This is a genomic window from Janthinobacterium sp. B9-8 (genome assembly GCF_000969645.2).
Classification (GTDB): domain Bacteria; phylum Pseudomonadota; class Gammaproteobacteria; order Burkholderiales; family Chitinibacteraceae; genus Iodobacter.
The window spans coordinates 2,269,470-2,281,549 of the sequence record NZ_CP014222.1 but is presented as its reverse complement, the minus strand read 5'-3'; the positions used below and the strand labels follow the sequence as shown (position 1 = coordinate 2,281,549).

The 12,080-nt window shown below is 43.5% G+C and carries 8 protein-coding genes and 2 pseudogenes; 9 read left to right on the top strand and 1 reads right to left on the bottom strand.

Annotated features, from left to right (window positions below):
• Positions 1-8: 8 nt before the first annotated feature.
• A complete protein-coding gene (locus VN23_RS10235) occupies positions 9-959 on the bottom strand; it encodes a chemotaxis protein (RefSeq protein ID WP_046351202.1) in 951 nt (316 codons plus the stop codon).
• Between the two features lie 235 nt (positions 960-1,194).
• Between VN23_RS10235 and VN23_RS10230 the strand changes: the two genes are divergently transcribed.
• The 9 genes and pseudogenes from VN23_RS10230 to VN23_RS22110 form a co-directional block, all read left to right on the top strand.
• Positions 1,195-2,376 (top strand): sensor histidine kinase, encoded by a 1,182-nt coding sequence (locus VN23_RS10230; protein ID WP_046351203.1) that lies wholly within the window; start codon positions 1,195-1,197, stop codon positions 2,374-2,376.
• A gap of 85 nt (positions 2,377-2,461) precedes the next feature.
• On the top strand, positions 2,462-2,767 hold the full coding sequence (locus VN23_RS10225) for an STAS domain-containing protein (RefSeq protein ID WP_046351204.1): 306 nt from the start codon (positions 2,462-2,464) through the stop codon (positions 2,765-2,767).
• An 8-nt stretch (positions 2,768-2,775) separates the two neighbouring features.
• Positions 2,776-4,497 (top strand): ATP-binding SpoIIE family protein phosphatase, encoded by a 1,722-nt coding sequence (locus VN23_RS10220; RefSeq protein WP_046351205.1) that lies wholly within the window; start codon positions 2,776-2,778, stop codon positions 4,495-4,497.
• Positions 4,498-4,756: 259 nt separating this feature from the next.
• On the top strand, positions 4,757-5,953 hold the full coding sequence (locus VN23_RS22120; RefSeq protein ID WP_052746511.1) for a methyl-accepting chemotaxis protein: 1,197 nt from the start codon (positions 4,757-4,759) through the stop codon (positions 5,951-5,953).
• 123 nt (positions 5,954-6,076) lie between these two features.
• Positions 6,077-6,442 carry a response regulator gene (locus VN23_RS10210; RefSeq protein ID WP_046351206.1) on the top strand — a complete coding sequence of 122 codons (366 nt, stop codon included), beginning with the start codon at positions 6,077-6,079 and terminating at the stop codon, positions 6,440-6,442.
• Positions 6,443-6,474: 32 nt separating this feature from the next.
• Positions 6,475-8,643 (top strand): chemotaxis protein CheW, encoded by a 2,169-nt coding sequence (locus tag VN23_RS10205; RefSeq protein WP_046351207.1) that lies wholly within the window; start codon positions 6,475-6,477, stop codon positions 8,641-8,643.
• 36 nt (positions 8,644-8,679) lie between these two features.
• Positions 8,680-9,165, top strand: coding sequence for a chemotaxis protein CheW (locus tag VN23_RS10200; RefSeq protein ID WP_046351208.1), 486 nt, complete (start codon positions 8,680-8,682; stop codon positions 9,163-9,165).
• Between the two features lie 22 nt (positions 9,166-9,187).
• Positions 9,188-10,078: pseudogene (locus VN23_RS22115) on the top strand (PAS domain-containing protein); the annotation flags it as partial.
• 846 nt (positions 10,079-10,924) lie between these two features.
• A pseudogene (locus VN23_RS22110) lies at positions 10,925-12,049 on the top strand (methyl-accepting chemotaxis protein); the annotation flags it as partial.
• Between the last annotated feature and the right edge of the window lie 31 nt (positions 12,050-12,080).

Below are 12,080 nucleotides of genomic sequence, written 5' to 3'. Positions count from 1 at the left end.
TTGGTGCTCTATTCTTTAAGTAAAAAATTGGCAATCGCTTCAGATAGTCGATGTGCTTCAAATTTTGCAACATAGCCATCTACACCGACTGACTGCCCTAGTTTCTGGTTGGAGGCCCCTGATAACGATGAGTGCATTAATACGGGGATGCCTGAGAAGCGTGGGTCACTTTTAATTAATTTGGTAAGCATGTAGCCGTCCATTTCAGGCATTTCTACATCAGTCAGTACCAAATGAATCATGTCTCTAACAAGTTTGCCTTGTAAATCTGCAGATTGAGCAATGCGTTGTAATTCATCCCAAGCTCGTTTGCCATTAATGGTAGAGACATGCTTGATATGCATTGCATCAAGCGTCATTTCAATTTGGCGACGAGCAACAACGGAATCATCTGCAATAAATACTGTTTTTGTGGTGAGGCTTTGATCTTGAATTAAAGTATCGGGGTCGATTTTATCCGAGCCAGGCACAGATTCAGCCAGTACCTTTTCTACATCCATCATCATGACAAGCTTGTTGTTTTCCAGCTCGGTGACGGCTACAACCAAGCCGCCCATTTGCGACATCAGCATATCGGGGGGGACGCGCATTTGTGACCAGTCGAGGCGCAAAATGGTGTCAACCGCTTCAACCAAAAAGCCCTGTGTATGACCGTTGTATTCAGAAACAATCATAATTTCTGGGCGTGTTGTTGTTGCTATGCCCGCATATCTGGCAAGGTCAATGACAGGAACTAGTGTGCCGCGTAAGCTGACCATACCTTCAATGGAGGGAGGCATGTCAGGCGCCTTAGTGATTTCAGGCGTTCGCATCACTTCTCGAACTTTGAAAACATTAATGGCGAAATTTTCCCTTCGGCCGGTTCGCTCATCCTGTCCGAGAGTAAATAAAAGAATTTCTAGCTTGTTGGTACCAGCAAGCTTTGTGCGAGCATCAATATTTTTTAATAAGTCAGACACGGAGTGGCTCCAAGCTGCGTTTAAGTATCCTTAACCGACTGTGTGTGGGATGGAACATTTAGGAAGCAGCTGTACAAACACAAAAAAGAAGCAATTATAGCCGTAAGACAGGAACTAAATAAACTTTCGCTAATATTATGACTGAGTTTATGAATTTGTGGGTAGATCATTGTTTTGCTTGACTGTCTAGTCACTTTATAATGTAAAAACAAAAAAGCAACAAGAAAGGTGTTATATGCCCAATCCCAAAATGACTATTGATCCCCGAGAGTTAGAAAGCGCTTTTTCGCTTTTTACCGAAGCTTCAAATCAGCTTAGTCTCGCTTACGCAGATTTGCAGCAGCAAGTTGTTTCTTTAACGGATCAATTGGAAATTGCGAATGGTAATTTGCGCCGGGAGCTTGATGAAAAAGCGGCTTTGTCCAGGCGCTTATCTCTATTGCTAGAGCGATTACCGGGTGGAGTGGTCGAATTAAATGAACAGGGGGTGGTGGTGGAGTTTAACCCCGCCGCCAGTTTGATGATGAAAACCTTAGCGCTGGGCAGTGTGTGGCAAGAGTACGTTAGTGAGTTTTTAGAGCCCACGAATGTTCCCGATTTATGGTTGTCACAATCGGTGGAGGGTGAACGGCGTATTCGTATCGTTTTGAATGATATGCCGGGAGAATATGGCAAAATCATGCTGGTGCATGATATTAGCGATACTTGGGAATTGCAGCGGGCATTAACGCAACACAAGCGATTAGCCGCAATGGGTGAAATGGCTGCAGGTCTTGCACATCAGCTACGGACGCCCCTAGCAACCGCATTGCTTTATTCAACACACCTAGCGAAACCGGCATTAAGTGACAACGACCGGCAAAAATTCGGACAAAAAAATTTAGCGCGTCTCAGGCATTTAGAGGTGCTAATTCAGAATATGTTGAGCTTTGTGAGGGGGCATGATGTCCCTATGGAGGCGGTGACACTCTCTGGTTTGTTGCGGGAGGCTCAGCAATTAATGCAGCCACAGTTGCAAGCCAGTGAAATAAAATGTGTTTTGGAGATTGCCGCAGAGCATGAAATTTTAGCCGTCAATGCCAATCATAAAGAGCTACTCGGCTGTGTGACCAATCTGATTGACAATGCTCGGCTGGCCTCTAAGCAAGGCGGTATTATTCGCCTCTCGCTTGCAAGGCAAGAAAATATGGCCGAGTTAAAGGTGGAGGATCAAGGTTGCGGGATGTCTTTAGAGGTGCAAGAGCGCTTGTTTGAGCCATTTTTTACCACTAGAAAAGAGGGCACAGGTCTTGGGCTGGCCATTGTTAGCAATCTACTGGCTCGCTTAGGTGGCGAGATTGGCGTAAATTCTAACCTTGGAATCGGTAGTTCGTTTACGATACGGTTGCCAGTTTTGTATTGCCCGACTAAGGTATGAAAGCAAGATGGCATATTTATCTTTCCCATATCTTGTTTTTTTGTAGTGATTTTAAACATGTAACTTTCATGGAGTTGAGGTTTGTATGACGCCAACTGTGCAGATTGAAGGGGATGTGGGCCGTGTAGTCCTCTCCGGACAGTTCGATTTCAGTGCGCACCGCGAGTTTCGTCAGGTGTGCGAAACATTAATTAGTAATCCCAGCATTAAAGAAGTGCTTGTAGACTTTCAGAATGTTAACTATCTGGACAGCTCTGCATTGGGCATGCTGTTGTTGTTAAAAGAAAAAATTGGTGCTGCCAGTAAAAGCTTAGCACTGGTGAATTGTAGGGATTCGGTCAAACAGGTTTTAGATATTGCCTGTTTTGGTAAAATTTTCATCATCCGTTAAAGCTTACAATGAAAATTCTGGTCGTTGACGATACTGAATCTGTACTCTTACTGATCTCTCGCTTTGTCGAGGCGCTAGGGCATAAGGCTATTCAGGCTCGCAACGGGCTGGAAGCACTAGAAATTTGGCGGCTCGAACGACCTGACTTAGTTTTAATGGACATGATGATGCCCGTTATGTCAGGTTTAGAGGCGGCGGTTGCAATTAAACATGAGGCCAATGAAACATGGGTGCCGATTGTGTTTGTAACCGGTGTAGGCGAAGAAAATAAGCTGGCAGAAGCGATTGAACAGGGCGCGGATGATTACATCAATAAGCCGGTTAACTTTCGTGTACTTGAAGCAAAGCTAAAAGCCTTTAGTCGCACTCTAGAGTTAAACCGAAAAGTGAGAGAGCAGTCGGTTAAATTGGCAGACTATTATGATCGCGCAGAAGAAGAAAAGCGTGTGGTCAGCCATTTAATGGAGCAAATGGTTAATGCCGAATTACTGTACGACCCCCAGTTTGAATACTATCTCTCTCCGGCAGAAAGCCTTTCCGGCGACTTAATTGCTGCGGCACGCACCCCTGGGCAGGCTCTTTATTTGATGTTGGCAGATGGTATCGGCCATGGTTTAACCGCCGCCTTGAATGTGCTTCCACTGACACAACCCTTTTATACCATGACAGAAAAGGGCTATACCATTTCAGATATTTTGATCGAGATGAATAATAAAGTCAGGCAAGTTTTACCCGTTGGTCGTTTTGTGGCGCTGGTGTTGATTTCAATTGATGAATCAGCAGGCTGTATTGAGGTATGGAATGGCGGTATGCCGTCAGTACATGTCATTTCGCCAACAGGCGAAGTGCAACATGCATGGAAGTCCTCTCATCTGCCGCTGGGGATTGTGCCCACGCATGCCATGGACGTGATGACGGATCGTTATTATTTTAATGAGCCTGCTTGTTTGGTGGCTTATTCAGATGGCCTGATTGAAGCGCGCCACTCCAGTAAAGGAGATTATGGCTTAGATCGACTACTCAATGTATTGGCAGAAGTGCCTGCAGAGCAGCGGCTGGTTCATGCCCGTGGTGATTTGGCTGCATTTTTAGATGGCGAAGCCCATCATGATGATATATCGCTGGTATTAGCTTATTTTGGCGATAAGATCACGCCGGTTTCTAAAGAGCGGGTTTTTCCCGTTGCCGAAGAAGTCAATATCTCTACTTTGGCGGCTTTGGGTGAAAGCGCGTGGCGCTATAGTGTGGCATTGGGAGTGGATGAGATTCGGCATATTAATACTGTTCCTTTTATGATGAATTTTATTGGCGGTGTTCGTTCTTTAGCTTTTAGCCAGTCTGATGTTTTTTTGATCTTAACTGAGTTGTTTGTGAACGCTTTGGATCATGGAGTATTAGGACTTAATTCTTCGATGAAGCGTGGCGTTGATGGGATGGAGCAGTATTTATTGGAGCGATCCAATCGCTTAGAAAAATTAACTGAAGGCCGGATAGAAATTGATCTGACAGGCTTACATTATGATGGCAAAGACGTGCTTAGAATTAGAGTAAAAGATAGTGGCCCAGGTTTTGATTGGGCTCAGTTGTATATCAGTGGTGATGTATTAAATCATCAGTTTGCATTTGGTCGGGGGATTGCATTAGTTAGATCACTTTGTGCTTCGGCGCAATACCACGGTACAGGCAATGAAGTGGTTGCCTATTATATTCCCCGTACAGAAGCGGCATAATTGTTTTGATTTTTTTATCCCTCCCTTGCTGTATCTTCTTTTGATAGAAATCATCCTCTCTTTGGCCTTGAAATAATAAAGGCCATATTTGTTTTTTCTCTGAAATTTCTATTGCAAGTTTATTTTTTTACTTCGCTTTTTCCCATCTATATTTTTGTGTTTTGATAATGGTTTGGGTTTCAATTCTAGCCAGATAAGCTATCTTTATTCTACGAAGCGGTAGACGTACTGCTTGCGCGTATTGAATCTGAGGTTGTTTATGACTACAAAGCCCCTGACTATTCTTATTCTATTTGCATTTTTTGTAAGTGTAGTCATATTGCTTATTGCATGGAGCCAGCCGTCATCCTGGTTATTGGCTTGTTTTGGCTTAATTGCTGCTTGGGGGTCATTGCTGATCATTAAATTAACCAAGCAAGACGCCATAGTTGATTTAGAAAAAGAGCAATTTATAGATTTACAACATATGGGAGGCTCATTGCAAAAGCAGTCTGATATGGGGTTGTTTTCGGTTTCTCAATTAAAACTGGCTGATGATGAATTAAAAAGAGCAATTGAAATATTTGCCGATGCAATTCCTGCTTTACTTACGGGGTTTGTTGAAATTGCTGATCAATCCCGCTTACAAAAAGAAATGGCAGAATCTTTGTTTAAGCATACAGCAGGAGAACAAGGCAATGGTTTTGAAAGTTTTGTCACGGAAACATCAGGCATTTTAACGACCTTTGTAGATAGTATTATTTCTAACTCTTACACGGCAATGGGCCTTGTTGATCAAATGGAGCAGGTTGGCCGCGTGGTAGAAGAAGTGCTTGGGGTATTAAGTGAAATTGAAGCAATTGCTAAACAAACTAACTTACTGGCATTAAATGCAGCAATTGAGGCTGCCCGGGCGGGTGAAGCAGGTAGAGGGTTTGCCGTGGTGGCCGATGAAGTCAGAACGCTATCAATGCGCACAAATCACTTTAGTCGGCAGATTCGCGGTAATGTGCGGCAAATTCATGCTTCAGTAGCTATAGCAGAGGAGGCTATTATGAAATTGGCCTCGCAGGATATGAGTAAATCAATGCAATCAAAAGTGCAAGTTGAGCAAACCATGTCTAGTATTGGTGAGATGAATAAGAATGTTGAATTCGTTGTGAATGAATTAGCAAAAATTGCGGTTCAGGTTGAAACGGGGGTTTCTAATGCAGTGAGGGGCTTACAGTTTCAAGATTTAGTAAATCAATTGTTATTGCATGCTAAGGGCCGAATTGTTGCACAATCAGAAATACATGAGGCGCTTGCATTAATTTATGGCTATATTGCAAATCAGAAAAACCCGGCTAAAGCGTGGAAGGGAAAAATAGCGGAATTACAGGCTTTAGGCGAGCGGTTAATATTACTTGCCGATGAGATGCATAAAAATCCTGTTGCTCAGGAGAATATGAGCAGTGGAGATATCGATTTATTTTAAAATTTTTTAAGTGAAATGCACTATCTGCTATATTTTTTGTATAAATTATTTATATAAAAATAAGGAATGAATATTTGTTTATTTAAACGAATATATCGCTACTCATACATAGTTGGAGGGTATATGGCTAAAAAAATACTGACAGTTGATGATTCTGCATCCATACGGCAAATGGTGGTGTTTACTCTTAAAAGTGCCGGCTACGATGTGTTTGAAGCCAGTGATGGTAATCTGGGTGTACAGCAAGCTAAGAAAATGCAAGTTGATTTAATTCTAACTGATCAGAATATGCCGGGAATGGATGGCTTAACGCTGATTAAAACCTTGCGTGCTACGCCACAATATAAATCGACTCCGATGCTGATGCTGACTACCGAATCTAGCGATGCAATGAAGATGCAAGGCAAATCGGCAGGTGCAACAGGCTGGCTCGTTAAACCCTTTGATCCTCAAAAATTGCTCGAAGTTGTGCGAAAAGTGATCGGCTAGTGTTTTAGCTGCTCGTCGCAGAAGGAGGGGGTATGGCGATTGATATGAGCCAGTTTATTGCAGTTTTCTTTGATGAAGCTGCAGAGCATCTTGCAACGATGGAATCCATTCTGCTTAAGCTGAGTTTGGATGAGCCGGATAGTGAAGACTTAAATGCTATTTTTCGTGCCGCACATTCGATTAAAGGTGGCGCAGCAACTTTTGGTTTTACTGATTTAGCCGCTGTAACACATATCTTAGAAAACTTACTGGATAGAATCCGCAAAAATGAGCTTGATCTGCGCGCAGGTATGATTGATGTTTTTTTGCGCAGTGGTGATGTCTTGCAAAATATTTTATCCGCTCACCGAGATGGCGGTAGCGCTGATCTGGAGGCGGCAAAAGAAATAACCAGCCTGCTGGAAAAATTTGCAAATGAATCCGTAGCCGAAGAATCAGGGCTGCAAATTGTCGTGGCCGCTGGTGATGAATTTGATGCTCAAGCCGTGATTAGGGCACTTGAGGGATATGGGGAATTGGTTGCTGTCATTGAGGGCGGGGCGGAAAAAAATTGGGCCTATCAAATATTAAGTAGCGCGTTGCCACAAGAAATTATCGATACTTTGGCATTTGCAATTGAGCCTTCAAGAATTCAGATTGCCTATTCACTATCAGAAAATACGCCCGCCGAAGTCAGTCAATTAAGCGATGGAGAGGGGTATGGTTTCTTTACAGATATTGAGCCTATTAAACCGGCTGGTTTAGTAGATGGTGAAGGATACGGCTTTTTTACGGATGATAAACCTGCGCCCGTGTCTCAGGATGGAGAAGGCTATGGTTTCTTTACAGAAGTTGGTATTGAAGCTGCTGCTGAAACGGTAAGCGATGGTGTTGGTTATGGTTTTTTTGAGCCAAGGCCTCAAGTGCTCACTGCCGCCACAAGTGCACCTATAAAAGAAGCAAAATCAGAAGAGCCTGAACCGCAGGCTGCAAAATCTAAAGCATCGCCCAGTGCCGTAGTCAAACCTTCTGCTGCCGCTGCAGATACTTCGATACGGGTAAGTGTAGAGAAAGTAGATCAACTGCTTAATTTAGTGGGCGAATTAGTGATTACGCAATCCATGCTGGTACAAACCGCGCTTAATCTTGATCCGGTTATTCATGAAAATATGCTTTCAGGTGTCGGCCAGCTAGAGCGCAATACGCGTGAGCTGCAAGAATCGGTGATGTCGATTCGTATGATGCCTATTTCTTTTGTATTTAGCCGGTTTCCTCGATTAGTGAGAGATTTAGCCGGAAAACTAAATAAAAAAATAGAATTAAAACTGATTGGTGAAAGCACTGAATTAGATAAAGGGTTTATTGAAAAACTATCCGATCCATTAACGCATTTGGTGAGAAATAGCTTAGATCACGGGATTGAGCTGCCTGATGAGCGTATCGCTAAAGGTAAATCTCCTACCGGGACGCTTACGTTAAGGGCGTTTCATCAGGGTGGCAATATTGTGATCGAAGTCGCTGATGATGGTGCAGGTCTTAATCGTGAGCGTATTTTGGCTAAGGCACGAGAGCGTGATATTGCGGTCAGCGATTCGATGACCGATGGTGAAGTCTGGTTACTTATTTTTGAAGCAGGCTTTTCCACTGCTGCTCAAGTAACCGATGTATCCGGCCGTGGTGTAGGCATGGATGTGGTGCGCCGGAATATTCAATCTATGGGTGGGCGTATTGAAATTAGTTCTATGTATGGCATTGGCTCGACCATGAGTATCCGATTGCCGCTTACCTTGGCTATTTTGGATGGCATGTCGATTTCAGTAGGTGAAGAAATTTATCTTATTCCTTTGGCCTTTATTATTGAGTCTTTACAGCCTAGGCCTGATGAAGTGAAAACAATGGCAGGCAAAGGGCGGGTGATTAACGTTCGTGGGGAGTATCTGCCTTTAATTGCATTGCATGAAATATTTAATGTTCCTCCTAAGGTGACTCATTTTCACGAAGGCTTAGTGATTATCTTAGAGGCCGAGGGGGAAAAAGTAGCGATGTTTGTCGATGATCTATTGGGCCAGCATCAGGTTGTTGTTAAAAACTTAGAAACTAATTATCGAAAAGTGCCGGGTGTTGCAGGTGCAACAATTATGGGGGATGGCCATGTTGCGTTTATTTTAGATGTGGCGCAGTTGGTTCATATTAGTCAAGGCTTAATTCGGGCAGTTGCTTAAGTGTTTCTAATCTTGTTTATTTAAAGAGGGCTAGAGATGGACAATGGCTTAGATCACCCAGATACCGCCCGGGAAATTCTGGTATTTGCGCTGGGTAATGAAGAGTACGGCATTGATATTTTAAAAGTGCAGGAAATTCGAGGTTATGATGCAGTGACAAGCATCGCTAATGTGCCTGCTTTTATTAAAGGCGTGATTAATTTGCGTGGCAATATTGTACCGATTGTTGATTTAAGAATTAAATTCGGGCTTGGCAATATTATGTATGACCATTTTACTGTTGTTATTATTCTTAATGTAGCAAGCAGAACTGTGGGGATAGTGGTTGATGGTGTTTCAGATGTTTTAACTTTGGCGGCTAATCACGTTAAACCGGCTCCGGAATTCGGTGTGGTTCTCGATACTGCCTATATTCAAGGATTAGGCACCTTAGAGGAACGCATGATTATCCTTGTTGATATTGAGAAATTAATGACCAGCAGTGATATGGCATTGGTTGATCATGTTGCCGTAACAGTTTAATAGATGACCCAAGGAGTATGTTATGTTTAATTTCTTTTCAGATCCGGCTAAAGAAGAAGCAACGAAAAGACAGATTCTTAGTTTGCAAGATGAAGTACAGGAATTAAAATCGAGAGCCATGAAGGCTGAGCTGGCATTTGATCCTGCAAAAGAAGAAGAAAATAAAAAACAAATAATTAGTTTGCAGGGAGCACTACAAGAGTTAAAAGAAAAAACGAATGCAATTGATAAATCACAAGCGGTGATTGAGTTTGATTTAACTGGCCGTATATTGACTGCCAATGATAATTTTCTGAACTGTCTGGGTTATAATTTAAGCGATATTAAAGATCAGCACCATAGTATGTTTTTTGAGCCGTCACAAAGAATATCGCCAGAATACACCGTTTTTTGGGATAAGCTGAGGCGCGGTGAGTTTGATACGGGCACATATAAGAGAATCGGTCGTGGCGGTAAAGAGATTTGGATTCAAGCTAGCTATAATCCCGTGCTGGATAGCAATGGAAAGCCCTATAAGGTGGTTGAACTTGCCACTGACGTGACTGAATTAATTAATCTAGCTAATGAGCTAAAGGCAAAAGATGCTGCGGTTGGAAAAGCACAGGCCGTCATTGAATTTGATCTAACTGGAAGAATATTAACGGCGAATGAAAATTTCCTGAATTGTCTTGGCTATAACTTAAATGAAATTAAAGATCAGCATCATAGTATGTTTGTTGACCCTGCTTATCGACAATCGCAGGAATATACTAGCTTTTGGGATAAATTAAGAAGGGGTGAGTTTGATAAGGGTATTTATCAACGCGTTGGTAAGGGCGGTAAAAAGGTATGGATTCAGGCAAGCTATAACCCTTTGTTTGATGTGAATGGTAAGCCGTATAAAGTGGTTAAGTATGCATCTGATATGACTGAGGCGGTAGAGAGCGCTAATTTGCAATCTGCACTGGATGCAGCATCAACTAATGTCATGATGGCCGATGAGCATTTTAATATTATTTATACCAATGATTCGATGAACAAAATGCTGATGAATGCAGAATCAGCCATTCGCAAAGATGTTCCGCAGTTTTCTGCTTCAAAAGTGCTCGGCAGTAATATTGATATATTCCATAAGAATCCTGCTTATCAGCGAAATTTACTATCTGCTTTGCAATCAACGCACGAGGCTCAATTGGTTTTGGGCGGGCGTACTTTCCGGCTTTTGGTGACACCTGTATTTTCTAAAACTAAATCAAGGCTGGGTACGGTGGTGGAGTGGCAGGATCTTACTGATGAGCTGGCGGCGAGCACGAAGGCAAGCCAGCTGGCGGCTGAAAATGCCCGGATCAAGGCGGCACTGGATGGTTGCACTACCAATGTAATGATTGCCAATAATGAGCGCGAAATTATTTACATGAATAAATCGGTCATGGGCATGTTGAGTGCGGCGCAAAATGAATTGCGCAAAGTGTTGCCCCAGTTTGATGTGAGTAATTTAATGGGGCAAAACGTTGATGTCTTTCATAAAAATCCTGTGCATCAGCGAGATATGCTGACTCATTTACGCAGCACCTACATGACTGAAATTGTGGTGGGCGGGCGTATTTTTAAATTAATCGCTAATCCTGTAAATGATGATTATGGTGTGCGGCAAGGCACGGTTGTTGAATGGCTGGATCGCACTGAGGAAGTGGCTGTTGAGGCTGAAATTGCAGCAATTGTTGATGCTGCGGCCATTCATGGCGATTTCTCTAAACGCGCCAAGATGGAAGGCAAAGAAGGCTTTACTTTAAAGCTGTGTGAGGGCATGAATCAACTGATGTCGTCTAATGAAAAAGGCTTGGCGGATGTGGTGAGGGTGCTTGGTGCTTTGGCCAGAGGCGATTTGTCTGAAACGATTAGTGGTGATTACCGAGGGACGCTGGGGCAGTTAAAAGACGATTGCAATTTAACTGGCGAGCGCTTATCCGAAATCGTGATGCAAATTAAAGATTCAGTTGGCTTAATTAATACGGCATCACAAGAAATTGCCGCAGGAAATAATAATTTGTCCAGCCGCACCGAGCAACAGGCCGCCAGCTTGGAAGAAACCGCGTCGAGTATGGAAGAGCTGACCGGTACAGTGAAACAAAATGCGGAGAACGCCAGACAAGCGAATCAGTTGGCGATTGGCGCATCGGATATCGCTGTCAAAGGAGGCGGGGTGGTTGAGCAGGTGGTTTCAACCATGTCTGAAATCAATAATAGTGCTAAGAAAATCGTCGATATTATTTCGGTCATTGATGGTATTGCTTTTCAAACGAATATTCTGGCCTTGAATGCTGCGGTTGAGGCGGCCAGAGCAGGTGAGCAGGGAAGGGGCTTTGCTGTGGTAGCCAGTGAAGTGCGTAATCTGGCACAGCGTTCTGCGGCGGCAGCCAAAGAGATTAAATCTTTGATTGGCGATTCGGTAGTTAAAGTTGAATCGGGGTCCCGGCTGGTTGATGAAGCAGGCCGCACAATGCAGGAGGTGGTGACTGCTGTGCGCCGTGTAACCGACATTATGAGTGAAATTTCTGCAGCAAGTGCCGAGCAAAGTTCAGGGATTGAGCAGGTTAATCAGGCTGTGGTGCAGATGGATGAGAACACTCAACAAAATGCAGCTCTGGTTGAAGAAGCTGCGGCCGCTGCCGAGAGTTTGGAAGAGCAGGCAGGTAGCTTGGCTGATGCAATTGCTGTGTTTAAAGTAGGTGCCGCTTATCAGCATGCAGGTGCTGCTACTAAACAGCTCGCTGCGCCACGTAGTGCCACCACAGCACTTAAAGCGCCTCAGCTTAGCCAGGCACCCGCATCGAAAAAATTAGCGAGTACAGGGAAAAAATTGCCTAGCCCTACGGCAGATGATGGTGATTGGGAAGAGTTTTAATGGACTAAGCACCATTAGCTTGGGGCAGATT